Here is a 25284-nt window from a genome sequence, read left to right on the forward strand (position 1 = left end):
CTCTATGGTCCCTGCCATGACGAGCTGGGACGAGATCCGCGACCTCATCAGCGCAGGTGACGCGGACAAGCTGATCGAGCGGCTGATCACCCTGGACGACGCCGAACGCAAGCTCGTCGCGGGCGAGCTGCGCGGCCACATCCCCGTGCTGAGCAGGCACGCCGCGACCAAGCAGGAGGAACGCTGGGTGGCGGAGACCCGGCGCCGGGAGGAGGACCCGGACTACTGGCGGCACTGGCGCGAGCCCGAGCACGAGCCGTGGCAGGACTGGGCCGACCTGTTACGGCTGGCAGGGGCCAGCACTCTCAGCGCGGTCACCGCGGTGGCCTCCTGGGTGACCCGCCGGGACCTCGCGATGTGGCGACCGTTCTCCGGCCGTACCGAGTTCGGCGATCCCGCGCCGGTCGTCCGGCTCCTCGACCACCGTCCTGCCGAGTGGCAGGCCGAGCTGGCGGTACGGCTCGCCGACAAGGTTCGCGGTCCCGGCGACCCCGGTGCGGCCCTCGCGCTGGCGATGCTGCGGCACACCGGGGCTCCGCCGCCCGAGCACGACCCGCTGGTCGTGGCCTGGGCGGTCTCCAGGACCGTGGCCGGGCAGGACCCACTGGATGTGGCGGAGGCGGCTGCCGAGAGCGTGGCCGAGTCCGACCCGCTGCTTCCCGCGCTGCTGCCACGGCTCTTCGAGGCCGAGGGAGTCGGCCGGGCGTTGCAGTACGAGAGGGCCGATCCGATCTCGCCGTGGTTCAGTGCCATCCGCGCGGCGGGCGAGCGGGCAGCGCTGCTCGACGGCTGCGTCCGCCGGTTCCTGCGCGGTGGGACAGTGCAGGACCTGCGCTTCTTCGCCCGCCTCCACGAACTCCTCGAACCCACCACGGCCGAGATCGACGCGCGCCGTCGCGACTACCTGCGCCTGCTGCCCGCCGCACCGGGGCCGGTCGCCGAGCTGTCCCTGCGTCACCTGCGGCGGCTCGACGCGCACGATCCCGCAGACGTGGCCGAGGCGCTGGAAGGGCTGCTGTTCCGGGCTGAGGCCAAGCTCGTACGTCCAGGTCTGACCTGGTTGGACCAGACCGTGCGTCAGGCGCCGGATCGAGCAGACGACCTGGTCGCCGCCCTGGTCACCGCCTTCCACCACGAGGCGTACGAGATCCAGGGCCGGGCCGCCCAGCTCGCGCTCAAGCACGCCGCCCGCTTCGGCCCGCTCGGCGCCGAGCAGATCAGGGACGCCCTCCCGGCGCTGCCGTCCGCGCTGGGGGCCCGGCTGGTCGCGGTCTACGGCGGGCAGGCCGCCGTCGAGGAGCCCGGACCCGCCTTCACCCCGCCGCCGCTTCCCGAGCCGGTCCCGGTCCCGCCGTTCCCGGCCGCTCCGGAGAACCCGGCGGAGATGGAGACGCTCGGCTGGACCTCCTGGGGATGGCAGGACGGTGAGCGCTGGCTGGCCGGATTCGTCCGGCTTGCCGCACGTGACCGGGACGGGTTGCGATCGGCGCTCGAAGTGCCGTACGGCAGCAGCTATCCGCAGCTGTTCGAGATGCGGCGCTGGCTGGGGGACGACCACTGGCGCGCCGCGATCGCCCGGGAACTGATCGCGCCGGGGGCCGACCCTGGGGTCCCGGCCGAGTGGCGCGGCCGGCGTGGAGGGCCGGCGTACGGGAGTGGGGTGACCTTGCCGGTCGCCGAGGCGCCGCGGGATCGGCTTCCCGACCCTCGGGGGGTTTCGGGGTTGGACATGCTCGTGCTGCGTCGTTTCGCGGAGGTGCTCGCCGCGCTCAAGGACGGCACGCTGCCGCCGGTGCTGCTGGCCACGCCCACTCTCTCCAGCGGGATGCTCGATCCCGAGGTCCTGGTCTCCCGGTTGGCGGAGTGTGAGGCGGCGCGGGCCGTACCCCTTCCCGCGGACCTGCGGCAGGCGCTGTTGCGGTTGCCGCGCGGTGCCCATCCGGAGGCGGCGTCCAGGGCGGCGCGGCTGACCTCCGAGGCGAGCCGGACCGTGGCGCGGCGGCTGGCCGACGGCGGCCTGCCCGACCCGGAGGTCGGGGTTCGGTGGAGCTATATGGACGACGTCAACTCCTACTACTTCGACGAGCGCCGACCTCGCAGGCCCGGCCAGATCTGGCTGACCCCGCGTCTGAAGGCCGAGCCGACCGGGCTGGACCTGATCGACGCGTTCATCACCGAATCGCCGGCCGCGACCATGAACGATCACGGCCACTGCATGGGCTGGTGGCCGTCGGTCCTGCCCTCGCACCGGGAGGTCGTGGCGGTCAATCTGGTGCCACGTCTGCACTACCAGTGGGCTCAGGCCAGTACCTACCCTGTCCATCCCGCCATGCTGGCCTTGGCCGACGGCCCCGCGGGTGTGGCCACCGCACTCGTGCTGGCGTACTTCCTGGCGCAGAAGGACGCGAACGGCGGGGCGTCGGTCCTGGTGACGATGGCGGCCCGCGGCGCCCTGCCGGCCGCCGAGCTGGGGGCTCAGCTCGGGGTGCTCATCCGGTGGACGCGGCTGAAGCAGCAGCACGTCATGAACGCCCTCGAGGCCGCCGCCAACCGCGGTGCGCATCGCGAAGTGTGGGAGGTGCTGCGGGCACTGCTGCCCGCCCTCCTGCCCGATGCCGGGGAGAGAGTCGGGGTCGGTGAGGCCGGAGGCGGAGAGAAGCCTCATGCGGGGCTGGCCAAGGTGATCGGGCTCGCTGTGACGGTGGCCCAGCAGGCCGCAGCACGGGGAGCGATTCCCGAGGTCGAGGCGGTCGCCGGGGGTGGGGGCGGCAGCAGGTTCCGTACGGAGTGCCGCCGGCTGCACGCGTACCTGATCCGCCCTTGACCGAACCGATCGAAAACCAGGTGCGGCGAGCCGCGGCCCGGGAGTAGAAACGGCGTCATGGACGAGCAGCCCCTGCCGGGTGGCAGGCATGTGGGCGGAGTACGCATCGGCGAGACCGTCCACCGGCCCGCCAATCCGTGGACGCGCACCGTGCACACCGTGCTGGCCCATCTGGAGGCGGCCGGGTTCGAGGGGGCGCCGCGGGTGCTCGGGTTCGACGAGCAGGGGCGCGAGGTGCTGACCTTCCTGCACGGCGACACGATCGGGGAGCAGGCTCCCTGGCCCGCGTGGGCCTGGTCGGACAGCGCGCTCAAGCAGGTCGGGGCCTGGATGAGGCGGTTGCACGACGCGACGGCGACGTTCGTGCCCGAGCCCGGCGCGGTCTGGTTCATCGGGCGGCCCTGGCAGCAGGGGCTCGTCATCGGGCACCACGACGCCTCCCCTTACAACGCGGTGTGGCAGGGCGACGATCTGGTGGGGTTCGTCGACTGGGACACCGCCGGGCCGTCGTCGCGGGAGCGCGATCTGGCCTACTGCGCGCTGACCTGGGTTCCGTTGCACGCTCGGCACGTCGTCACGGCGCAGGGGTTCACGGCGTTCGAGGATCGCTCCCGGCGGCTGCACCTGCTGCTCGACGCCTACGGCTATGAGGGTGACCGTACGGCGTTCGGCCCCGAGGTCGTCGACCGGGCGCGGGTGAACGCCCAGGTCATCAGGCGGCTCGCCGAGGGCGGTGAGCCGGTTCACCAGGCACTGTTGCCGTTCGCCGCCAACCTCGAACAGGCCGTGGTCGAGATCGAGGCACTGCCGGAGAGCTTCTGGGTACGCGGCTGAGGAGCCACACCCAGGGAGGCGTGACCCTTTCGTGATCTAGCTCCTGGTGATATTGTCATAAAGCGGGTTATATTAAAGCTGAAGTCCAGCAGAGGGCTTCGTCTCGTGTTATCGAGGCGTGTCTCTGTCTGGGCTTTTCTTGGTTCTGGACGGGACCGCCTGCAGCGGATATGAGGAGCAGGAATGACCGTCCAGCAGGCTCAGGCCCAGACGCTCGTGCTCAACGAGATGACCCCCGAACAACTTCTGGTCGAGATGGTCAAGCCGGAGACCTCCGAGCTCGACAAGGTACGGATCCGCGAGCGGCTCGTGGCGATGCACGAATGGCTGGCGAACGACATCACCCGCCGCTACCGCTACCGCGGCGAGCCCGTCGAGGACCTGTGCCAAGCCGCCTACGTCGGCCTCATGAAGGCCATCAACGGGTTCGACGCCTCCCTCGGCCACGACTTCCGCGGCTACGCGGTCGTCACCATGACCGGTGAGGTCAAGCGCCACTTCAGAGACCGTACGTGGGCCATCCGAGTGCCGCGCGTCTACCAGGAGCGCCGCTCCGAGCTCAACAAGCTCGTGTCGGACCTCAGCCAGACCCTCGGCCGCGCGCCGACGGTCGCCGAGCTGGCCGAGAAGATGAAGATCTCCCAGGAGGACGTGCTGCTCACGATGGACGCCTCGGCGGCCTACAGCACGCTGTCGCTCGACGCTCCGACGGGTGTCGACGACGACTCCGCGAGCCTCGGTGACGTCATCCCCGAGCACGACGAATCGCTGGACTCCCTGGTCGACAAGCACGCCGTCAAGCCGCTCATCGACGCGCTGCCCGTACGGGAGAAGAAGATCCTGCTGCTGCGTTTCTACGGCAACATGACGCAGGCCGAGATCGCCGCCGAGTTCGGGATCTCGCAGATGCACGTCTCGCGCATCCTGCGCAAGGTGCTCGACGACCTGCGCAAGGGCCTGTCGGACTGACTCGAAGCAGGCCGCGCCGGTAGGGGCGACGATCTCCCCGCGGCGGGCGTTGGTCTTCGTGGAAGAAGCTCGCCGGCTCTACCGGTTCGCCCTGGTCAGCCGACCGACGTCGGCCTCCCTGCCACGAAGTTCTACAATACTGTTTACCACCGTCACTCTGTTGTATTGTGCGTCGACAGGCGGTCAGTGCGGCAGAGGTGGCATCAGAGCTCTTCTGCCAGGGCACCTCAGGCTGCCTCCCGGGAAAGGGGCCTTCGATGACCACGTCTGCCGATCCTGAGACCCACATCATGAGCGGGACGGTCCGCGGCCGCCGCGAAGCGGGGCTGGCGGTCTTCTGCGGCATCCCTTTCGCGCAGCCGCCGGTCGGACCGGCGCGCTTCGCGGCTCCACAACCGGTGCGCCGGTGGGACGGCGTGCGTGAGGCGTTCGCGTACGGCCCGCCGCCCCCGCAAGCGTCGATGACCGGGGCGCCCCTTTCAGCGGGCGACGCCATGGGCGACGACTGGCTGACGCTCAACGTCTGGACTCCCGAACCCGGTCCCGGCGCCGGGCTGCCGGTCATGGTGTGGATCTATGGTGGCGCCTACATGTTCGGCACGTCGAGCGATCCCGGCTACGACGGGACCCGGCTGGCGGAGGCGGGTGTGGTCGTGGTGACCTTCAACTATCGGGTCGGGATGGAGGGGTTCGCCCAGATCGACGGGGCGCCCGCCAACCGCGGCCTGCTCGACCAGGTGGCCGCGTTGGAATGGGTGCGCGAGAACATTGCCGCTTTCGGCGGGGATCCCGACCGGGTCACCGTGTTCGGCGAGTCCGCCGGCGCTGGGTCGATCGCCGCGCTGATGGCCATGCCGTGCGCGGCGGGACTGTTCCGGCGCGCCATCGCCCAGAGCGTCCCTGGAACGTTCTTCTCCGCGGAGCTGGCCGGCGACATCGCCACTGTCATCGCCGGCGAACTGGGCCTGTCCGCGACCGTTGACGATCTCTCAGGTGTCGCCCCTGACCGGCTGGTCGCCGCGGGTGACACGGTGACCGCCAAGATGCGCCCGTTCGAGGACCGATGGGGCGCGGTCGCGCATACGCCGACGCTGTTCTCACCGGTGGTGGACGGCGAGGTGTTGTCCACCACTCCGTGGCAGGCCTTGGCGGATGGCGCCGGCCGGGCCGTCGAGCTGATCGTGGGGCACAACCGGGATGAGTACCGGCTTTTCGTCGCCTTCGGCGGGCTGCTGGGCCAGGTCACCGACGAGCAGGCGGCCACGGCACTGAGCGTGTTCGCGCCGGCCGGCGAGCGAGCGTACCGTGAGGCGCTCCCTGGCGCGGCCGCCGGGGAGCTGTACGAGCTGGTCCAGTCGGACTGGCTGTTCCGCATGCCCTCGCTCCACCTCGCCGAGGCGCAGACAGCCGGTGGGGGTCGCGCGCACCTGTACGAGCTGACCTGGCCCGCGCCTGGCATGGGCGGGGTTCTCGGCGCCTGCCACGGCTTGGACGTCCCGCTCACGTTCGGCGTCTTCGGCGCGGGCCTCGGCGCCGGCCTGATGGGCGATCCGGTCTCTCCCGAGGGCCGAGCCCTGTCCCAGCACATCCGCGCGACATGGACCGCCTTCGCCGTGACCGGCGACCCCGGCTGGCCCGCCTACGACCCCCAGCGCCGCCTCACACAGCTCCTGGACACCGAACCGACGGTCACCACCTACCCGGAGGAGACTGCTCGCCGACTCTGGCAGCACCACACCTTCGCCCCTCTCCCTCGTCTGTGACCACAACGCCTTGATGGGGGCGGCGTCGCGCCTGTCCCGTACAGGCTCCACATGGCCTGCCCTCATACAATCCGCACATGCGCTCTGACCTCGCCCGCAGCTGCACACCCGGTCGGCGGCACCGACATGTCTGAGCCTCGAGACGAAACGACGTCGGCAGGCCCGTTCGACGACGCCTCCGAGGAAAAGTTCGTCCTGTCCCGCCGGTACGCCGCGGGCACGGGCGGTGTTCGGGGACTGTTGATCACGGTTCTCGGTGAGTATGTGCGTCCGGCCGGACGTCCGGCGCCCACAGCGGCCTTCGTCGATGCGCTGGGCCGCTTCGACGTGAAGGAGGAAGCCTGCCGGCAGGCCCTTGCGCGCGCCTCTGCGGACGGCTGGCTCATTCCAGAACGTGAAGGACGGTACACGTGGTGGCACCTCAGCCCGGCGTTCACGCAGTTCCTCAACCTTGGCGCTGAGCGGATCTTCGGCTTCACCGCGACTCAGCCGGAGTGGGACGGCCGGTGGCTGGTGGTGCTGGCACGAGCCGCGGAAACGAATCGGGCCGGACGCCACCTGCTGCGCACGCGACTGCGGTGGGCCGGGTTCGGTAACCCGGCGCCGGGCGTGTGGGTGAGCACGCACACCGACCGGGTCGGCGAGGCCGAGTTCGTACTGGACGAAGCCGGGATACGCGAGGATGCGCAGGTCTTCCTGTCCGAGTACCTCGCCGGCGGCGAAGTGTCGACCCTCGTCCGCCAAGCGTGGGAGCTTGACGATGTCGCGCGGCAGTATGAGATGTTCCTCGCTGAGTTCACGCGGCCGCCGGCCAATGATCCGTTGGTCGGGAACACACAACTCGTGCACGCTTGGCGTCGGCTCGTGCTGATCGATCCCGCACTGCCGGCGAAACTGCTGCCTTCGGAGTGGAGCGGCGCTCGCGCCGCGAAGCTCTTCCATCGGCAATATGCGAGGGGGGAGCCGGACGCGATGCGCGAGTGGGAACGCATCAGCGGACCGCTGGGATAGACCGCGATTCGCCGACGGTGTGTCAGGGCTTGCGGCCGACGGCGCCGTACTGCGACACCTCTTGGCCGGCGTACTGGGTGGTCGGTTCGGGGCGCCACTTCGGCAGCGACACCATGCCCGGCTCGACCAGGTCCATCCCTTTGTAGAACCCCATGAGCTGTTCGGGGGTGCGGATCGTGATGGGCGTGGCGCCGCTCTCGTTCCAGATGGCCGCGGCGCGGTCCATGTCCGGGGTGCTCACGCTGGAGGCGACGGTCAGGTGGCTGCCCGAGGGGAGTGCCTCCATCAGCTCGGCGACGACCGTGTACGCCTGCTCGTCGTCGGGCACGAACTCCAGCACGCCCAGCAGCATGAGCCCGACCGGCCGGGTGAAGTCCAGCGACTCGGCCGCCTGTCGCAGGATCGTTCCGGGGTCGCGCAGGTCGGCGTCGATGTACATGGTCGAGCCCTCGGGGGTGCCGCGCAGCAGGGCGCGGGCGTGGGCGAGGACGATCGGGTCGTTGTCGACGTACACGATGCGCGCGTCGGGCGCGGCGGCCTGGGCCACCTCGTGGGTGTTGTCGGCCGACGGGATGCCGGTGCCGATGTCGAGGAACTGGCGCACGCCCGCCTCGGCGACCAGATGCCGCACCACGCGGGCCAGGAACTCCCGCTCGGCGCGGGCGATGACGGCCAGTTCCGGCATGACCTCGAGGATCTGCTCGCCCATCTCGCGGTCGGCGGCGTAGTGGTCCTTGCCGCCCAGCCAGTAGTCGAAGACGCGGGCCGGATGGGCCACCGAGGTGTCTATGCGGCTGAGCTGTTCCATCACGTCGTCGTTCGCGTCCTCGGTCATCAGGCGCCCCCGGATCGTCGTAGCAGAGGAAAGTTCTTGTCGGCTCAGAGCCTAAAGCCCATCAGGGGCGCCGGATGTAGAAATCACGACATGTGATCGTTTGTCGTCATACTTGACACCGATCAACGGGCACCAGGACACTCTCCTGCACCACTGGACAGATATTCTGTAAACGTTTACGGGGAGCAGACCGATGCCCTTACCTCGATGGAGCGGCGTCGGTGCGCTCGTGTCCCTCGCCCTCGTCGTCCTGCTGGCCGTACCGGGAGAGGCGCGCGTGCACGCGGGCCGGGCCGGGACGATCACCGCGGCGTCCGCGCCCTCGGCGGCGCTGGGGGAGAGCATCGCCTACAACCTCTACCTGCCGTACGGGTACGCCAAGGGCGCCGACCGCTATCCGGTGCTGTACCTGTTGCACGGCCGGGGCGACACCATGCAGGCGTGGACCCGCGTCAAGGACACGCTCGACGCGATGATCAGGACACGCCGGATCCCGCCGCTCATCGCGGTCATGCCCGACGCGCCGTGGAGCGAGCGCGGGAGCTGGTACGTGGATTCCCGCTACACCGGCTCCGACCTGCCCGGACGGCCGGTCGAGACCGCGTTGACCCGCGACCTGGTCGGCCACGTGGACGCGACGTACCGTACGGCGGCCATCCGCCAGGCCCGCATGGTCGGCGGCTACAGCATGGGCGGCTCGGGCGCGCTGCGCTTCGCGCTGGCCCACCAGGACCTGTTCGGCAGCGCCATCGTGCTCAGCCCGGCCGTCTACACGCCGCTGCCGCCGTCCGACTCCTCCGCCCGCGACTACGGCGCCTACGGCCAGGACGGCGAGAAGTTCGCCGACAGTGTGTACCAGGAGCTGAACTACCCCGCCCTGCTCCCCAAGCTGGACCAGGACCTGCCCGTGCGGCTGTTCGTGGCCGTCGGCGACGACGAGTACGCCAACCCCGACCCGGCCGACGCCCATCACGACCTCGACTTCGAGTCCGCCGCCCTCTACAACGCGGCCAGGCGGTCGCCCGCGGTCTCGGCGCAGCTCCGCGTCCTCGACGGCGGCCACGACTGGACCGTCTGGACGCCCGCGTTCGAGCAGGCGATGGCCGAGCTGGGCCCGGCGCTGAGTGTCACGCCGCCGGCCGGGCTGCCCGCGCCGCTGTCCGGCACGGCCGCCCAGGACTGGGCCGGTGGCGTCGCGGCCCACGCCGACGGCTCGCTGACCACCGGGTTCGCGGCGAGCGGGCCCGTCGGCGGTCAGCCGTACGCGGGACGCCTCGACGCGGTGCTGGTCCATGGCGGGGCGGACGGCTGGACCAGGCAGCTCGGCACCGCCGCCGACGAGCGGTTGTACGGTGTCGCGGCGCTGCCCGACGGCGGCGTGCTCGCGGCCGGTTACACCAAGGGCGACCTGGACGGCCGCCACGCGGGCAACGCCACGGACGACGCGTTCGTGGTCCGGCTCGACGCGAAGGGCGAGGTGCGCTGGCTCACCCAGTTCGGCGCGCCCGGCGTGGCCGACCGCCTCTACGGCCTGTCCGCCGCCCCTGACGGCGGCGCCTACGTGGCCGGATACACCAAGGGCGCGCTCGACGGGACCAACAGCGGGGACAAGGACGCGCTGGTCGCCCGCCTCTCCGCCGACGGCGCGGTCTCCTGGGTCCGCCAGTACGGCGGGGTGGGGGAGGACAAGGCGTACGGCGTGGCCTCGGACGGGACGAACCTCTACGTGACGGGCAGCGCCACCGCGGCCCTGCCGGGGACGACCGCGCTCGGCGGGCTCGACGGCTGGCTCGCCGGCTACGACCTGAACGGCGCCCGGCAGTGGGCCACCTCGGTGGGCGGCGCCGGTGACGACCGGCTGAACGCGGTGGCCGTCACCACGGCGGGCCTCGCGGTCGCCACCGGGCGCGTCGGCGGCGACCTGGTCGCGGCGGCGTACACGGGCACGGGCAAGCAGCGCTGGCAGGCCACGGTCGCCACCCCGGCCGCCGACGAGGGCGCCGCGGTGGTGCCGCTGCCCGGGGGCGCGGTCTCGCTGGCCGGCTACACCCGGGGCCGGGTGGGCGTGGTCGCTGGCGCGGCCGACGTCCTGACGGTCCGGCTCGACGGCAAGGGCAAGCAGCAGGCCGCCGCCCAGCTCGGCACCGCCCGCGACGACGGCGTCGACCCCTTCGCCGAGGTCAACCTGTACGCCGCCGCCACCCCGTCGGGCCAGGTCGCCGTCTCGGGCCTGACCTACGGCACACCGACCGGCGGCGCGGCCCTGGGCAACGGCGACGTCTTCACCACCACGATCGACCCGTCCACCGGCCTGCCCACCACGAAGGACTGACCCCGCCTGGCGCGCGCTTGGAGAGGCGCGCGCCGACGAAGGTCAGCCCGGTTTGAGGAGGCCTGCGTCGACGATCGCGCGGCCGAAGGGGCGGGCCAGTTCGGCCAGGCGTTCGCAGCCCTCCTCGCCCAGCGCCGAGTACGCGGGCAGGGCCAGCGCGTCGGTGCGGTCCTCGATGTGCTGGCGCAGCGCCTTGCCCTCGGCGCTGAGCAGGTCGCCGTCGAGGAGGCCGCGTTCGCGCAGACGCTCCTCGGCGGCCGCCCACTCCGGCTCCGGCCAGGCCCGGCTCAGCTTGAGGAAGGGAGTCGGGACCTCCCCGGTGCCGGCGTGCAGTACGAGCGCGTCCAGCGGGCCGACGCCTTCGGTGAGCAGCATGCCGATGTGCCCGTCGCCGCGGAACTCACGCAGCAGCGTCTGCGCGTGCCACAGCTGGAGCAGCGGATCGTCCGGCCAGGCCAGCGCGGCGTGGGCGGCGAACAGCGGGCGCCCCTGCGGGTGCTCGCAGGCCGCCTCGGCGGCGCGCCGCGCCAGCGCGAGAACCGCGTCCAGCTCGGGCAGCTCATGGATGCCCGCCCGGCGCAGCGCTTCACCGGCCGCCTCGTACCGCGCGGCCAGGAGCTGCTCGGGCGTCGCCTGGTCCCACGCGGCGGGCAGCGCCCGCCGTACGAGGGACGGGTGGAAGTTGTAGAAGGTCGCGATGACCAGCTCGGCGGAGGCGCGGCCGAGCGCCGCCGAGCGCGAGGCGAAGTAACCGGCCCGGCCACCCAGCCCCAGCGCGGCGTACCGCTTCCGGCCCTCGGGGACGAAGTAGATCATGCCGTGCACCGGCTCCAGGCGCCGCCAGGCCTGCCGTGCCGCCTTCATGACAGCGACTCCACGAACCTGGACATCCCAGCCAGCCACCGGTCGGGGTCGTCGGCTTTCCGGCGGGCGAAGTCGGCCACCTCGGGGTGCGGGAAGATGTGGAAGCGCTCCGCCGCCAGTCCCTCGACCACCGCGGTGGCCACGTCGGCCGGGTCGAGTATCGCCCCGGACGCGCCGACCGCGCGGGCCGTCAGGTGGTCCTCAGCGACGCCGCGCTCCAGCATGGCCGTCCGTACGCCCTGCGGGCACAGCACGCTGACCTTGACGCCCTTGGGTGCGTAGTGGATCGAGACCCACTCGGCGAAGGCGATGGCCGCCGCCTTGGTCACGGCGTAGGGGGCGTCGCCGGGGCAGCTGATCAGCCCAGCCGCCGAGCAGGTGTTGAGCAGGTAGCCGCTGCCCCGCGAGACCATGAGGGGCACGACCGCCCGCGCGGCGTACACGTGCGCCTGTACGTTGACCGCCCACAGGCTGCTCCAGTCCTGGGCGGTGGCGTCCAGCCCGCGCCCGGCGATGACGCCCGCGTTGGAGCAGAACAGGTCAGGCGGCCCGAAGGGCGTCTCGGTCAGCGCGGCCACCTCGGCCTCCACCGACACGTCGGCCCGCACCGCCACGGCCCGGTCGCCGATCTCCTTGGCCACCCCGGCCGCGCCCGCCTCGTCGAGGTCGGCGACGACCACTCCGGACGCGCCCTCCGCGGCGAACCTGAGCGCCATGGCGCGGCCGATCCCACTCGCCGCGCCTGTGACGACGACGACTTTGTCCCGCACCCGCATGAAGACACCTTCCTAACCGACCAGCCGGTATCCAGAACGTAGTTCTACTACCGGTGGCGCGTCAACGTGCCGATGGCGCGTTTGAGGATCTTGCCCGTGGGGCTCATGGGCAACTCGTCGGCGAACGAGACGTGCCGGGGGTACTTGTAGGCGGCCACCCGCTCCTTGACGAAGGCCCGCAACTCGTCGGCCTCGACCGGCGCGCGCAACGCCACCACGGCCGCGATCTCCTCCCCGAGCTCCGGGTGCGGGACCCCGATGACCGCGGCCTGCCGGACGGCCGGATGCTCGTACAGGACCTCTTCCACCTCGCGCGGGTACACCGTGTAGCCACCGCGGATGATCACGTCGCGGCGGCGGTCGACCAGGAAGAAGAACCCGTCGTCGTCGACCCGCCCGAGGTCGCCGGTGTGGAACCAGCCGTCGCGGATCGCCTCCGCCGTGGCGGCCGGGTTGTTCCAGTAGCCCTTCATCACGTTGGGACCCCGGATGACGATCTCGCCGATGTGGCCGGTCGGCACGTCGCCGTCGTCCTCGTCGACCACCTTCATCTCGACGTCCTTGATCGGCCGGCCGATCGACCCGGGCCTGGTGCCGTGGCGGCCGCGGTTGGACGAGGCGACGGGCGAGGTCTCGCTGAGCCCGTACCCCTCCATGATCGAGCAGCCGAACCGCCTCTGAAAGGCCCGCAGCACGTCGAGCGGGAGCGCCGCCCCGCCGGAGACCAGGATGCGCAGCAGCGACAAGTCGGAGGCGCCCGGATGGTCGAGCAGCGCGATGTACATGGTCGGCACGCCCTGGAAGACCGTGACGCCGTCCCGCCGGATGACCTCCAGCGCCCGGCCCGCCTCGAAGCGCCGCAGCAGCGTGAGGCGCGCGCCGGCCTGGACGGTGGCGTTGAGCGAGCAGGTCTGCCCGAACGCGTGGTAGAGCGGCAGCGCCCCGAGCACGACGTCGTCCACTCCGAGCGCGTGCATGCGGGCGACGGCCGCGGCGTTGCCGCCGAGGTTGCCGTGGGTCAGTTCGATGCCCTTGGCCCGGCCGGTCGTGCCGGAGGTGTAGTGGATGACCGCCGTCTCGCCGTCCGCGCGCGGGGTGACGTCGAGGTCGGCCGCCAGGCCGCGCAGCAGCCGCTGGAACTCGCCGGGGACGACGAAGAAGCAGTCGGTCAGGGTCCCCGCGGTGCCCGCCTCGGCGGTCTCCGCGAAGGCGTGCCAGGCGATCAGCAGGCAGGGTCCGCAGTCACCGACGTACGCGGCGATCTCCCGCCTGCGCAGCAGCGGATCGAGCGGGACGACCACCGCCCCGATCCGCAGCACCCCGTAATAGACGACGGCGAACTCGGGGACGTTCGGCAGCATGACCGCCACCCGGTCGCCCGCGCCGATCCCGCGCCGCCGCAGCAGCGCGGCGACGCGGGCGCTCAACAGGTCGAGCGCGCCATAGGTGAGCGCCTCTTCGTCGAGCGTGACAACCGTCCTCCCGCCGAGCCGATCGGCGGCGGTGTGGAGCCGGTCAGCGAGGTTCATGGAAACGACCGTACGTCGGCGCTCCCTCGCCTCTCATCGGTCGCGGTGGCCAGTCTTTGCCGCCCGTGATTGGTGGTGGGCGGCAGTGAGTCGTGCAGGGCGATCGCCACGAGCAGATCGAGCAGGTCGCTGATCCGGCGCAGGCTGCGCCCGGTGCGCTCCTGGATGCGGCGCAGGCGGTATTGGGCGGTGTTGGGGTGGATCTGCAGCCGCTCGGCGGAGGCGCGCAGGTTCAGGTCGGCGGCGGCGAAGGCGCGGATGGTGGCGGTGAGCACGCCGCCGCGCGCCCGGTCCTCCGACAGGAGCGCGGTGATCCGTGGATCCACCAGATGGCGGGCGGTGTCGTCGGCTCTCATCGCCAGGTACTGGAACGGCGAGAGCCTCGGCAGCGCGGCCACCCCGCCGTCCTCCGGCAGGAACTCCAGCACGCTCCGCGCCTCGTCGTAGGCTCGCGGGATGCCGGCCGTCCCGGCGACGACCGTGCTGATGCCCATGGCCAGCACGATCCCCTCGCTCATGAGGTTCACGCGCACGGCCTGCAGCCGGTCGCACAGCTCCTCGGGATCGCCGCCGGGGCCGAGCGCGGGGATGGCGACGATCTCCGACTGCCGTACGACCGACAGCGTCCGCGCGCCGTTCGCCCCGGCCCTGGAGATGGCCGCGCAGGTCACGTGCCGCGCGTCGACGCCTCGGTCGGGGCCCGTGGTGACCGGGTTCCCGCCGGTCACGGCGCCGAGCGCGCGCGGCCCGAGCAGGACCGCGACCACCACGAGCAGCGGCGCGCGGGTGTCGGGCGCCAGTCCGTACGCCTGGGCCGCGGCGAGCTGCCTGCTACGCGTGGGGGCGCCGCCGGCCAGCAGGGTCTCCAGCAGGTCCCGGCTCTCGCGTACGGCGTCCGCCGCGGCGTAGTGCTGGAACTCCATGTACGCGTTGGCCGCGTGCGTACTGGCGAAGTCGCAGAAGCGCATGATCGGGGCCGCCAGCGAGAGCGCGGCCTCGTGGCCGGCGGCCGAGTGGCCGGCCCGCTCCAGCACCGACCCCCAGAAGACCTGCTGGCCGACGCGGAAGGCGTTGATGTAGTCGGTCAGGGCGAGCCCGGCCCTGGCCCGCCGCATGGCGGCCCGGCGCGCGAAGGCGATGTCGTCGAGCGTGACCGTGCGGTCTTCGAGCATCACGGCCAGCGTGCTGCGGTAGTGGCGGACCACTTGGTCGCGTACGTCGGCGAGGAAGTTCTCGTCCTGGGCCGCGTAGGCGGGGATCTCGGCCCGCATCGTCTGGACGGCTGTGTCGGCCAGTTCGGCTAGGTGATCGAGAAGCTCGGAGAGGATACGCGTGCGCTGGACGCGGACCGTCTCCGAACCGGTGAGCGTTTCCGTGCTGAAACCACCGGACATGTCGGGATGATCCATGTACTTCGCCGGGCGGTCAACGGGTCGTAACCGGTCCGAGACACACCCTGTGCCCGGCGGACAACAGCCAGGACACATCTTGGGTGACCGTGCCCAATGTGGTTTCGGAGCGGTGGCTCCTACGCTTTCAGAACATTGCTCTCCGCTCGCCGTCAGCAGGAGGCCGGATGCTGGAGGTCAGCGAGCTCACGGTCCGCTTCGGAGGCATCACGGCGCTCGACGGTGTGGGCTTCTCCGTGCGGCGCGGCGAGATGGTGGGGCTCATCGGGCCGAACGGCGCGGGCAAGACCACGCTGTTCAACTGCCTGACCCGCCGCCACGACGCCGACGCGGGCCGGGTCGCGTACGAGGGGCGGGACCTGCTCGCCGTACCACCGCACGCGATCGCGGCTCTGGGCATCGCGCGGACCTTCCAGAACCTCGGCCTGTTCCCGCGCCTGTCGGTCCGCGACAACACGCTGGTCGGCGCGCACCACCGCGGCCGGGCCGGCTTCGTCACCGCGGGCCTGCGCCTGCCCGGCGTGCGCCGCGAGGAGGCCAGACTGCGTGCCGAGGCCGACGCGGTGCTCGACCGGCTCACGCTGACCGAGGTCGCCGACCACCCGGCCGCCGGGCTGCCGTTCGGCACGCTCAAGCGGGTGGAGCTGGCCAGGGCGCTGGTCGGCCGCCCGGAGCTGCTGCTGCTCGACGAGCCGGTGAACGGGCTCAGCTCGGCGGAGGTGGAGGAGTTCTCCGGCGTCCTGCGCGCGGTCCGCGACGAGTACGACCTGACGATGGTCGTGGTCGAGCACCACATGGGCTTCGTCATGGGGATCTGCGACCGGATCGTCTGCCTGGACTTCGGCCGCAAGATCGCCGAAGGCGCCCCGGCCGAGGTCCAGCGCGATCCCGGGGTCATCGAGGCGTACCTGGGGACGGCGCATGAGTGAACTGTCGGTCACAGACCTGGTCGCCGGGTATGGAGACGCCCGGGTGCTGCACGAGCTGAGCTTCACCGTGGCCCCTGGGGAGATCTGCGCGATTCTCGGGCCGAACGGAGCCGGCAAGACGACCCTGCTGCGGGCGCTGTCCGGCATGGTGCGCGGGCGCGGCAGCGTCCGGCTCGGCGGGACCGAGCTGACCGGCCGGTCGCCGGACGCGATCGCCCGGCGCGGCGTCGCCCACGTGCCGGAGGGGCGCGGCACGTTCATGCCGCTCACCGTCGAGGAGAACCTCCGCCTGGGCGCGTACGTACGGCGGCGCAGGACCGGCGTGGACGCCGACCTCGACCGCATCTACACCTACTTCCCGGCGCTGAAGTCCAGGCTGCGGCAGGCGGCGGGCAGCCTCAGCGGCGGCGAGCAGCAGATGCTGGCCATCGGCCGGGCGCTCATGCTGCGCCCCCGGCTGCTCCTGCTGGACGAGCCGTCCCTGGGCCTGGCCCCGCTGATCACCCGGGAACTGTTCCGCATCGTGCGGGCGATAAACGAACAGGAGCGGACCACCGTGGTCGTCGTCGAGCAGAACGCCCATCTCGCCCTCGGCATCGCCCAGCAGGCGCATGTCCTGGAGACCGGCCGGATCGTGCTGTCGGGCACGGCCGAGCAGATCAGGGCGGACGAGCAGGTCGCCCAGTCCTACCTCGGATACCGGGTCTAGCCATGACCGGCTTCCTGCAGCAGGTCGTCGAGGGACTCGGCGCGGGCGCCATCTACGCCAGCCTGGCTCTGGCCCTGGTGCTGATCTACCAGTTCACCGGCATCGTCAACTTCGCCCAGGGCGAGCTGGCGATGTTCTCCACCTACCTCGCCTGGCAGTTCACGGCCGCCGGCCTGCCGTTCTGGCTGGCGCTGGTCATCACGCTGGTGGTGTCGTTCGCGGGCGGCATGCTCATCGAGCGGGTGATCATCCGGCCGGTCGAAGGCGCTCCGGAGCTGACCGTGGTGATCGTCACCGTCGGGCTGTTCATCTTCGTGAACGCCGCCGCCGGGTGGATCTGGTCGTTCCTCATCAAGGACTTCCCCAACCCGTTCCCCGAAGGCGCGGTCACGGCCGGGGGTGTCAGCGTGGGGTACTCGACGCTGGGCATCCTCGGCGTGGTCGGCGTGGTCATGGGCCTGCTGTACCTGCTCTTCCAGCACACCAAGATCGGGCTGGGCATGCGCGCGGTGGCGTCCAGCCCGCAGTCCGCCCGGCTCGTCGGCATCCGGGTGGGCTGGACGCTCGCGCTCGGCTGGGGGCTGGCCGCCACGGTGGGCGCGGTGTCCGGCGTCCTGGTGGCGCCGCTGCTCTTCCTGGACCCCAACCTGATGGGCGGGGTCCTCATCTACGCGTTCGCGGCGGCGACGCTCGGCGGGTTCGACAGCCCGGTGGGCGCGGTCGTGGGCGGCCTGATCGTCGGCGTGGCCGAGACGCTCGCCGGGGCGTACGTCGGCTTCATCGGATCGGATCTCAAGATCGGGGTGCCGTTGGTCATCATCCTCGTCGTCCTGCTGCTGCGACCCCGGGGCCTGTTCGGCCGAGCGGTGGTGGAGCGGGTATGAGCGAGTCGGCGGAGGCGACCGGACGGCTCGCCCGGCGGTGGCGGGTCCCGGTGAACTGGCGGTGGATCGTCATCGCGGCGCTGGTCGTGCTGGCCTGCTACGCGCCCTTCCAACTGGTGCCGTTCCGGGTCTTCCAGTTCACCATGGTGCTGATCTACGCGGTGGCGCTGCTCGGGCTGAACCTGCTCGTCGGGCACGCGGGCCAGATCTCCCTCGGTCACGGCGCCTTCTTCGCGGTCGGCGCCTACAGCGCGGCCATCATGCTGCACAGCTGGGACGCGCCCTACCCGGTCACGCTGCCGGTCGCCGCCGCGGTGACGTTCATGCTGGGGCTGGCGTTCGGCGTGCCCGCCGTCCGGCTGCGCGGCCTCTATCTGGCCCTGGTGACGATGGCCATCGCGATCTTCCTGGGGCCGCTGCTCAAACGGTTCGAGTCGGTCACCGGCGGTTCCATGGGGCTGACGCTCGCCAAGCCGGAGCCGCCCGCGTGGACGGGGCTGGCCGAGGACCAGTGGCTGTACTTCCTCACGCTGACGGTGGCCGTCGTGGCGTTCCTGGTGACCCGCAGCCTGCTGCGCTCACGGGTCGGCCGGGCGCTGCACGCCATCCGGGACAACCAGGCGGCGGCCGAGGTCATGGGCGTGCGGCTGTCGTTCTACAAGACGCTCTCCTTCGCCTGGAGCGCGATGCTCGCCGGCATCGCGGGCTGCGTCTACACCTGGGTGATCGGGTACGTCTCGCCGGACTCGTTCGGCGTAACGCTCTCGATCACACTGCTGGCGGGCCTCGTCGTGGGCGGTCTCGGCTCGTTCTGGGGGCCGCTGCTGGGCGGGCTGTTCGTGATGTTCGTGCCGAGCATCTCCCAGAGCGTCAACGACGCCGCGCCCGGCGTCGTCTTCGGCCTGCTCATCATCGCGGTCATGTACGTCGCCCCGACCGGCCTGGCCGGGCTGGCGGGCCGCGCGGCGTACTCGATCAAGAAGACCCTCCGGAAGGAGTAACAGGCATGCGCGTATCTGTTATCGGCTGTACGGCGATGCTCCTGGTCGCGGTGGCGGCCTGCGGAGGGCGGGGCGGGACCGAGCCGGGCACGACGGCGTCGGGACCGTGCCAGGGCCAGCAGACGACCGGCATCACCGACAAGAGCCTCAAACTCGGCGGCATCTACCCGCTGTCGGGACCCGCCTCCGCCTACGGCGACATCCCCAAGGGCATCAAGGCGTACTTCGACTACGTCAACGCCGAGAAGAACGGCATCGGCGGGCGCAAGGTCGAGTTCGTGGTCCGCGACGACGGCTACCAGCCGCCCAAGGCGGTCGAGGAGGCCCGCCGGCTCGTCGAGCAGGAGCAGGTGTTCGCGCTGTTCCAGACGCTGGGCACGCCTTCGACGACGGCGACCTGGGACTACACCAACCAGCACAAGGTGCCACAGATCTTCGTCGCGACCGGCGCCTCGAAGTGGGGCACCGACACGCAGCACCCGTGGACCATCGGCTGGCAGCCCAACTACGTCTCCGAGGCCCGCATCTACGCCAAGTACCTCAAGCAGGACAAGCCCAACGCCAAGGTCGCGGTGCTCTACCAGAACGACGACTTCGGCAAGGACCTGCTCGGCGGGTTCAAGCGGGCCATCGAGGGCAGCGGGATCACGGTCGTCGGCGAGCAGAGCTACGAGGTCACCGACCCGAGCGTGGACCCCCAGATGCGCAACCTGGCCGGCTCCAAGGCGGACGTGTTCCTCAACGTGACGACGCCCAAGTTCGGCTCCCAGGCGCTGGCCGCCGACGCCAAGAACACCGCCTGGAACCCCCTGCACATCCTCAACAACGTCTCCGCCTCGATCACCGTGCTCAAGCCCGTCGGGTTCGAGAACGTGCAGGGCGTGGTGTCCTCCTCCTACTACAAGGACCCCAGGGACCCGGCCTGGACCGACGACGCCGAGATGAAGCTCTACAGGGCGAAGATGCAGCAGTACGCCCCGGGCGTCGACCCGGACGTGCCGTTCTTCGCCTACGGCTGGGCGGTGGCCGACGCCTTCGACAAGACGATGTCGGCCGCGAAGTGCCCGACGCGCGAAGGGCTGCGCGACTCCATGCGCAGCCTGAGCAACGTGCAGGTCGGCATGCTGCTGCCCGGGGTGACGATGAGCACCGCCGCCGGTGACGGCTTCCCGATCGAGTCGATGCAGCTCATGAAGTTCAAGGGCGAGCGCTGGGAGCTGTTCGGCGATGTGATCGACACCCGCAAGGAGTTCGGGCCGCTGATCGGCTGAAAAGGCATGGGCCTTCGCTTTGGGGGCGCTGTCGCGCTGTCGGCTTCGGGCTGCGTCCGGTGGGGGGCAGCGCCCCCCCACGCCCCCACCTTCACAAGCGTGGTCCTCGCTAATTGCTCGGGCGCCTTCCAGACGCAAGCGGCCCCTTAACCGGAGTGAGCCCACCCAGCTCCAACAGGCAACCGCCCAGTATCAAAGAAGCCGCGCCAAAGCTGACGACAAGGTCGCGTCCAGGGACGGGTGCAAGTGAGACGGCGGGCATAGGTTCCCTTCAACACCGCCAAGTCATCGAAGGGAAGGACCAGGCCCGGGTCGTCTCGAGCAGGGACCTGGCGATGTGGTTGGTGAGGTTGCGGAAGCGGAGAGCGGAGCCGCGTAGGTGTTCGCGTCCGGTGGCGTTTGGCCTATCAGGCGCGGTCGTGGAGAGTGACCTGGTAGCCGTCGGGGTCGGCGAAGGTGAATGTCCGACCGAAGGGGCCGTCGATCGGTGCGGAGACGATGGTGTGACCGTCGGCGACGAGAGCATCGTGAATGGCCTGGACGTCTGTGGCATGGAGCCAGATCGCGGCACCGATGCCGGGCTGGGCAACGGATGCGAGATCGGTGCCGGGAACGACGTCGCGGAGTGCGAACGCGATCGGCTTCGTCTCGAAGACGACGGCGTGCGGAGGCCCGGCCTGCGAGCGGACGAGGCCGAGGTACTGCTCGTAGAACGCCTGCGAAGCGTCGAGGTCGCGCGCTTGGAGCGAGATGAAGTCGGGGCCGGTGGCGGGCATGATGATGCTCCTTCTTTTCATGTCAGCTTTCTGACACAGGTCAATCTATGTCAGAATGCTGACATGAGTCAAAACGGTGTCGGCGTCGACCTGGAGACGTCACTGGGCTATCTGCTGAAAGAGGCGTCGAGCGTGCTCCGCGCGGCCATGGAGGAGGTGCTGCGGCCGCTCGGGATGAGCGTGACGCACTACTCCTGCCTCGAGCTGCTGGCTCAACGACCGGGCTTGTCGAACTCCGAGCTCGCGCGGGGCGCGTTCGTGACACGGCAGTCGATGAACGTGCTGCTCCAGACCCTGGAACGAGAGGGCTACGTGACCAGGCCCGCGGAGGCACCCGTCGGGAAGGTTCTTCCCACGCGGCTCACGCCTCGCGGCCGACGGAGCCTCGAGAAGGCGACCGTAGCGGTCCGGTCCGTCGAGGTCAGAATGCTGGCCGGCATGACCGAGACCGAGCAGTCAGGCGCGTTCCGGATCCTGCAGAGCATGATCCATTCCCTGCGCCATGGCAACGACGGTGCATAGCTCGTTCCCCGGCGCACGTCTCGTCGCGCCCGGATGGGAGTGCAGCCGAGCATGACAATCCGTGCAGGCGACCTCGAAAACCGACAGACCCCGACTACGCCCTCTTCTGCGATGAGCCGGAAATCCTGGAGGAGCGTCGACGTTGGGGGTTACAGCCACTGCGGTCTACGAACCCGCATCCCACGATCGATGCGAACGTAGGCATCTGGGTTGGTGGTCAGCAGGTGGAGTTGTTCTTTGAGATACTGCCGCCGGGCGGGGGGCATGTCATGGCAGTCATCTAGCGCCTGATCCCACCCGGAAACGGGTTGGTAGCGCTCGCCGTTGTTGATGATCGTCAAGCAGGGCGGGACCGCCGCAACCCGATATCCGTCCTGTTCCTTACGCACGCACGAGAACAGAACACTGTTTTTGGCCGGGGTGAGCCGGTCAAAAGACATGAGCCGTTCGCCGTCGCGGGCGAGTTCAGCCCGCTTCCCCTGCCGACGTCGAGAGCTTACGTAGTTCCCTCGTCGCCCATAGATCAGCACGTATCGGGGCTCTAGGCGCCGCCTTGCCAGGTCAGGCGGTATCTCGTAGTACTCCAAGAACGCTGACCGATTGTGTCCGGTGTTGAACCAGTGGCGCCATTCGGCGAGCTGCCCTTGGGCGTGGGTGAAAGCGCTGTGAATCTCGGCGCGGTCGCCATGGAACCACTTCTTGTGAGGAGTTTCAATCTCAATCAAGATCGGATACAGCGACCCGCTATCGGAGGCGATCCACATAAAGTCGGGTTCCCGATCGCTCAAATCGGGCAACTTCGGCCGGGTGATCACAGCCGAAGGGAACGCGGAATGCCCCGAATCCCCATCGACGCTGTAAGCGCCAGGCAACAGCGACGGGTGACGCTCCAAAAAGGCATGCACCAAACGTTCATCCTGCGACTCTGGGCTATCGAGTAGCAAACGCCACTGCTCCATCACGGCGGCGTCGTAGACCTCTTGCGCTGGCCGCCCTGGCGCTGTCTCCTCACTCGCCGCCAAATAACCCGGCAAATACCCAATAAAGGGCAACCGAAAATCTTCAGCCACAGCAGGAACAATCGCATCTGTCACGGGGGCAGCGTACGCCCGAGCCCCGCGCTGCGCAGGCTAGCTGACGGGGTGGCCGTTGTGCAGGTATGCGACGGTGCCAGCGTCAGCGGCGGTGATCGCGGCTTGTAGGCGTGCCCACACGTACGGCCGGAGCCGCTTCCGTGCTTGGTCAGGGGTGCAGAACTCGAACGCGCCCAACTCGGTATCGGCAAGGCGTAGCGCGGCGGTTTGGTCGGGGGTGAGGATTCCGGCGTTGAAAATGAACATCACCGAGTCGTCCCATGGGCCGTGTGGTGGCACCCAGTCCACACACACCAATGCCATGTCCTCGGGGAGGTGGAGGTCGAGTTCTTCGGTCAGTTCTCGGCGGAGCGCATCAAGCGGTGGTTCGTTGGCTTCGGCCATGCCACCGGGGAGATCCCAATTGGGTTTGTAGGTGGGGTCGACGAGCAGCACACGGCCGTGATCATCACAAATGAGGGCGTCTACCCCCACGCGCTTGCGGGCCTGGCGGGCGTTGCCTTCGGTCAGGTGCGCGCGGTAGGCGGCGGGATCGCGTTCGTAGAGCGGCCGGGTGTCGGGCTCGGTCATGGGGCTGGCCTTGGCTGGGTGATGTCGGTGGTGAGCTGGTAGAGCCATTCACGCTGCCGCAGCGCCTCGGCCAGGTGGTCGAGGAAGCCCCGCGCGCACGCGGTGGCGCGGTGCGGGTGGAGCTGGTCGCGCGATCGTAGGGCTGTATCCGTGCGGTGGCGTGGCGCTGAGGTCGGCGAGTTCGCTTGGTATGGCGGGCGCGGTGGTCGGCGTGGCGGCCCGTGCTGCTGCCGTCCGGGACGGCCGTACGCCTCCTCCGATCCGTCCACGAATGCCAACGCTGGCGAGCCTACATGGACCAACTCCAAGCCCAAGCAGACGGGCAAGAGCCTAGCGGCTGATCTGGGATAACAACCACGATCGAGGAGCAGACGCGGGGTCAGGCCTGGTACTCATCACAGCCACGAGTTACCATCGAGTGCATATACTATTGATGGTATGCCTCGTGGGAGATCGACCTAGAGCCGGAGGTGGAGTCTTGGCTGGACGGACTTTCCTTTCCGCTCTACCAGCGGGTTATGCGAAACGTAGACGACTACCTCGTCACTGGTGGCATCCCTGATGGGGATCACGTAAAGAAGCTGAAGGATGCCGAAGGTGTGCACGAGCTGCGTGTTGCTCTCGACCGCACGACCTGGCGGTTGACCTTCTGGAAGCCATCCAACAAGGTGATCGTGATCCTGACGGTCTTCCGCAAGACACAGGATGGGACGCAGACCGCCGACATCGACCGAGCGATCACTGCCAAGAAGCGGTGCGAGGCAGAGCACGATCTAACCACCACGCACGTGTTCGAGAGGAGCGCATGATGAGTCACAGCCGTTGGGAAACTTACAAGGCAAAGCGTCTGCGCGAGATGGAAGCGGATGCGCAGCCCCACTCCGAATACGAGCAGGCGGGCCGTGATCTAGAGCTCGGAGACCAGCTGCGTGAGATCCGTAAGCGCCGAGGCTTGTCCCAGAAGATCGTGGCGGAGCGCTCTGGGATGTCCCAACCCGCCCTGTCTCGCATCGAGGGCGGTGGCGGCATTCCGGATATAGCGACACTGCTGCGCCTCGGTGCGGCAATGGGGGTTCGGTTCCGCGTCGAGCTCGTCGTCGACGACGACACCACTGAAATCGAGCCTCTAACGGTGCATCACCGACAGCTCGCGAACACATAAGTCGCAGGCGGCCACTTCGAGACTCAGGCCGTAGGCGTACGCTGCTCCTTCCGTAGGAGCGGTCCTCAGCCGCGAGGGGCTTGCTCGAGAGCTGGCACCAGGGGTATGAAGAGAGGCCCAGTTCTAGATCACATTCTTGAGCTGGGCCTTCGATGTTGGAGCGGGTGACGGGAATCGAACCCGCTCAAGACCGTCGGCATCGCCATGCAGGACTGGGCGGTCGCCCACCTGCTCGCTCAGCGATACCTGACGCAGTAGCGCGGCGATCACAAATCAGCCGCAGGCCTTCGCCGTGGTGCCGCTGCCCTTGTTGACGCGGCCGATCCCGACCGTCACGCTGCCCGTGGCCTGGGCACAGACGCCGCTTGGCGCGTAGACCATGTCGCCCCAGTGGTGCCCGCCGTTCCCGGCGCGGTAGGTGAAGGAGATGTTCTTGCTGCTGGTGAAGACCGTGATATGGCCGGTCGCGTTCTTGGGCACCGTCACCTCGCCCCAGTTGGTGCCGCAGCGACGGGAGTAATACAGCCGGATCGTGCCCAGGGTGTCATCGATCTCGTTGCTCAGCGAGGCCTTCTTCCCGGTGTAGACCTTGCTGTTGGCGCACCCGCTTCTGTAGGGGTCCTTTCCGTCGTACGTGTGGGCGCTCGCTGGGCCCGTGGTCAGCAAGAGCGTCCCAATCGTCGCTACGGACACCGCAGCCGCTGCTACGTGGATCTTCATATCGGTCGACTCCTTTGTGAGAGACCCGGGGTACGAACTCAATTTCTCGCGCCCTTATCTCTCCGCGAGAAAAGATCTCTGGAAGGAGGGAGATTTCCCGATAGGTGGGGAGGCGAGAACAGCTCCGACTATGCCGGGCGCCTCGAACGGCGGCAACGGACATCCGCCGGATAGCCGTCCAAACATTGTCCAGACGTCCGGTTGGACAAATAGCCCAGGCCGATGGGGGCGGCTACAGAGCGCCGCCCGCAGCGGCGACGTCTCCGTCACCCGCGCCGCGCAGCACGCCTCGCGGTCCCCGTAGTACTCGGAAAAGTCGGGCGGATATGGCGGGATAGGCTTCTGACCTGGGGACCTTGGGGATCTGGTGGGAGGTTGCCGGCGGCCTGGCCGAAGCCAACCGCGGCCGCGTCCTGCTCGCGAAGAGGGGGGAAGCCGGCGTCCAGCTTCGGGTCGTACGCCTTGGGCTGGAGGCTTGGCTAGAAGGGGGAAGTGCACTC

Annotated in this window: 24 protein-coding genes; 14 read left to right on the forward strand and 10 right to left on the reverse strand. The window is 69.7% G+C overall.

Annotated elements, in window-relative coordinates:
- Positions 1 to 16: 16 nt before the first annotated feature.
- The 5 genes from AB0F17_RS20855 to AB0F17_RS20875 all read left to right on the forward strand — a co-directional run bounded on the left by AB0F17_RS20855 (position 17) and on the right by AB0F17_RS20875 (position 7401).
- Positions 17 to 2824: a DUF6493 family protein gene (locus AB0F17_RS20855; RefSeq protein WP_358025221.1), complete on the forward strand. Its 2808-nt coding sequence runs from the start codon at positions 17 to 19 to the stop codon at positions 2822 to 2824.
- Positions 2825 to 2881: 57 nt separating this feature from the next.
- The gene (locus AB0F17_RS20860; RefSeq protein WP_358025223.1) at positions 2882 to 3658 is read left to right on the forward strand and encodes a phosphotransferase; all 777 of its coding nucleotides are present in this window, start codon (positions 2882 to 2884) and stop codon (positions 3656 to 3658) included.
- A gap of 183 nt (positions 3659 to 3841) precedes the next feature.
- Positions 3842 to 4627, forward strand: a complete 786-nt coding sequence (locus tag AB0F17_RS20865) for a SigB/SigF/SigG family RNA polymerase sigma factor (protein WP_358025225.1) — start codon at positions 3842 to 3844, stop codon at positions 4625 to 4627.
- 257 nt (positions 4628 to 4884) lie between these two features.
- Positions 4885 to 6390 carry a carboxylesterase family protein gene (locus AB0F17_RS20870; protein ID WP_358025227.1) on the forward strand — a complete coding sequence of 502 codons (1506 nt, stop codon included), beginning with the start codon at positions 4885 to 4887 and terminating at the stop codon, positions 6388 to 6390.
- A gap of 126 nt (positions 6391 to 6516) precedes the next feature.
- Positions 6517 to 7401 carry a PaaX family transcriptional regulator C-terminal domain-containing protein gene (locus AB0F17_RS20875; protein WP_358025229.1) on the forward strand — a complete coding sequence of 295 codons (885 nt, stop codon included), beginning with the start codon at positions 6517 to 6519 and terminating at the stop codon, positions 7399 to 7401.
- 22 nt (positions 7402 to 7423) lie between these two features.
- Here the strand turns inward: AB0F17_RS20875 and AB0F17_RS20880 are convergent, their stop codons facing one another.
- A complete protein-coding gene (locus tag AB0F17_RS20880) occupies positions 7424 to 8236 on the reverse strand; it encodes an SAM-dependent methyltransferase (RefSeq protein ID WP_358025231.1) in 813 nt (270 codons plus the stop codon).
- A gap of 193 nt (positions 8237 to 8429) precedes the next feature.
- On the opposite strand from AB0F17_RS20880, the gene AB0F17_RS20885 reads away from it, so the two are divergent.
- A complete protein-coding gene (locus AB0F17_RS20885; RefSeq protein ID WP_358025233.1) occupies positions 8430 to 10568 on the forward strand; it encodes an alpha/beta hydrolase-fold protein in 2139 nt (712 codons plus the stop codon).
- Between the two features lie 42 nt (positions 10569 to 10610).
- On the opposite strand, the gene AB0F17_RS20890 is transcribed toward AB0F17_RS20885, so the two are convergent.
- Genes AB0F17_RS20890 through AB0F17_RS20905 form a run of 4 tightly spaced genes read right to left on the reverse strand, consistent with a single transcriptional unit; the run spans position 10611 to position 15131 of the window.
- Positions 10611 to 11432, reverse strand: coding sequence for a hypothetical protein (locus tag AB0F17_RS20890; protein ID WP_358025235.1), 822 nt, complete (start codon positions 11430 to 11432; stop codon positions 10611 to 10613).
- A complete protein-coding gene (locus tag AB0F17_RS20895) occupies positions 11429 to 12208 on the reverse strand; it encodes an SDR family oxidoreductase (protein ID WP_358025237.1) in 780 nt (259 codons plus the stop codon). Before AB0F17_RS20895 ends, AB0F17_RS20890 begins: the two co-directional genes overlap by 4 nt.
- 47 nt (positions 12209 to 12255) lie before the next feature.
- Positions 12256 to 13737 (reverse strand): long-chain fatty acid--CoA ligase, encoded by a 1482-nt coding sequence (locus AB0F17_RS20900; RefSeq protein ID WP_358025239.1) that lies wholly within the window; start codon positions 13735 to 13737, stop codon positions 12256 to 12258.
- Positions 13734 to 15131 carry a helix-turn-helix domain-containing protein gene (locus tag AB0F17_RS20905; protein WP_358025241.1) on the reverse strand — a complete coding sequence of 466 codons (1398 nt, stop codon included), beginning with the start codon at positions 15129 to 15131 and terminating at the stop codon, positions 13734 to 13736. Before AB0F17_RS20905 ends, AB0F17_RS20900 begins: the two co-directional genes overlap by 4 nt.
- 182 nt (positions 15132 to 15313) lie before the next feature.
- Between AB0F17_RS20905 and AB0F17_RS20910 the strand changes: the two genes are divergently transcribed.
- Genes AB0F17_RS20910 through AB0F17_RS20930 form a run of 5 tightly spaced genes read left to right on the forward strand, consistent with a single transcriptional unit; the run spans position 15314 to position 19940 of the window.
- Positions 15314 to 16075: an ABC transporter ATP-binding protein gene (locus AB0F17_RS20910; RefSeq protein WP_358025243.1), complete on the forward strand. Its 762-nt coding sequence runs from the start codon at positions 15314 to 15316 to the stop codon at positions 16073 to 16075.
- A complete protein-coding gene (locus tag AB0F17_RS20915; RefSeq protein ID WP_358025245.1) occupies positions 16068 to 16784 on the forward strand; it encodes an ABC transporter ATP-binding protein in 717 nt (238 codons plus the stop codon). The genes AB0F17_RS20910 and AB0F17_RS20915 overlap by 8 nt, the downstream gene beginning before the upstream one ends.
- A 2-nt stretch (positions 16785 to 16786) precedes the next feature.
- Positions 16787 to 17668 carry a branched-chain amino acid ABC transporter permease gene (locus AB0F17_RS20920; protein WP_358025247.1) on the forward strand — a complete coding sequence of 294 codons (882 nt, stop codon included), beginning with the start codon at positions 16787 to 16789 and terminating at the stop codon, positions 17666 to 17668.
- A complete protein-coding gene (locus AB0F17_RS20925) occupies positions 17665 to 18669 on the forward strand; it encodes a branched-chain amino acid ABC transporter permease (RefSeq protein WP_358025249.1) in 1005 nt (334 codons plus the stop codon). The genes AB0F17_RS20920 and AB0F17_RS20925 overlap by 4 nt, the downstream gene beginning before the upstream one ends.
- A gap of 5 nt (positions 18670 to 18674) precedes the next feature.
- On the forward strand, positions 18675 to 19940 hold the full coding sequence (locus AB0F17_RS20930; RefSeq protein WP_358025251.1) for an ABC transporter substrate-binding protein: 1266 nt from the start codon (positions 18675 to 18677) through the stop codon (positions 19938 to 19940).
- A 407-nt stretch (positions 19941 to 20347) separates the two neighbouring features.
- Here the strand turns inward: AB0F17_RS20930 and AB0F17_RS20935 are convergent, their stop codons facing one another.
- Entirely contained in the window at positions 20348 to 20716 is a 369-nt protein-coding gene (locus tag AB0F17_RS20935; RefSeq protein ID WP_020549970.1) for a VOC family protein, read from the reverse strand.
- 63 nt (positions 20717 to 20779) lie between these two features.
- On the opposite strand from AB0F17_RS20935, the gene AB0F17_RS20940 reads away from it, so the two are divergent.
- Entirely contained in the window at positions 20780 to 21238 is a 459-nt protein-coding gene (locus AB0F17_RS20940) for a MarR family transcriptional regulator (protein ID WP_358025254.1), read from the forward strand.
- A 149-nt stretch (positions 21239 to 21387) separates the two neighbouring features.
- Here the strand turns inward: AB0F17_RS20940 and AB0F17_RS20945 are convergent, their stop codons facing one another.
- The 3 genes from AB0F17_RS20945 to AB0F17_RS20955 are packed head-to-tail and all read right to left on the reverse strand — an operon-like array spanning position 21388 to position 23171.
- Positions 21388 to 22332 carry a Shedu anti-phage system protein SduA domain-containing protein gene (locus AB0F17_RS20945; protein ID WP_358025256.1) on the reverse strand — a complete coding sequence of 315 codons (945 nt, stop codon included), beginning with the start codon at positions 22330 to 22332 and terminating at the stop codon, positions 21388 to 21390.
- Positions 22333 to 22368: 36 nt separating this feature from the next.
- The gene (locus AB0F17_RS20950; protein ID WP_358025257.1) at positions 22369 to 22902 is read right to left on the reverse strand and encodes an NUDIX hydrolase; all 534 of its coding nucleotides are present in this window, start codon (positions 22900 to 22902) and stop codon (positions 22369 to 22371) included.
- Positions 22899 to 23171 carry a hypothetical protein gene (locus AB0F17_RS20955; protein WP_358025258.1) on the reverse strand — a complete coding sequence of 91 codons (273 nt, stop codon included), beginning with the start codon at positions 23169 to 23171 and terminating at the stop codon, positions 22899 to 22901. Before AB0F17_RS20955 ends, AB0F17_RS20950 begins: the two co-directional genes overlap by 4 nt.
- A gap of 201 nt (positions 23172 to 23372) precedes the next feature.
- On the opposite strand from AB0F17_RS20955, the gene AB0F17_RS20960 reads away from it, so the two are divergent.
- Together AB0F17_RS20960 and AB0F17_RS20965 are read left to right on the forward strand one after the other, a co-directional pair.
- Positions 23373 to 23711, forward strand: coding sequence for a type II toxin-antitoxin system RelE/ParE family toxin (locus AB0F17_RS20960; RefSeq protein WP_358025260.1), 339 nt, complete (start codon positions 23373 to 23375; stop codon positions 23709 to 23711).
- Positions 23711 to 24064 carry a helix-turn-helix transcriptional regulator gene (locus tag AB0F17_RS20965; protein ID WP_358025261.1) on the forward strand — a complete coding sequence of 118 codons (354 nt, stop codon included), beginning with the start codon at positions 23711 to 23713 and terminating at the stop codon, positions 24062 to 24064. Before AB0F17_RS20960 ends, AB0F17_RS20965 begins: the two co-directional genes overlap by 1 nt.
- A gap of 273 nt (positions 24065 to 24337) precedes the next feature.
- Here AB0F17_RS20965 and AB0F17_RS20970 read toward each other — a convergent pair whose 3' ends face one another.
- Positions 24338 to 24784 (reverse strand): DUF2690 domain-containing protein, encoded by a 447-nt coding sequence (locus tag AB0F17_RS20970; RefSeq protein WP_358025263.1) that lies wholly within the window; start codon positions 24782 to 24784, stop codon positions 24338 to 24340.
- Positions 24785 to 25284 lie beyond the last annotated feature (500 nt).

Source organism: Nonomuraea sp. NPDC026600 (genome assembly GCF_040638335.1).
Taxonomy (GTDB): Bacteria; Actinomycetota; Actinomycetes; order Streptosporangiales; family Streptosporangiaceae; genus Nonomuraea.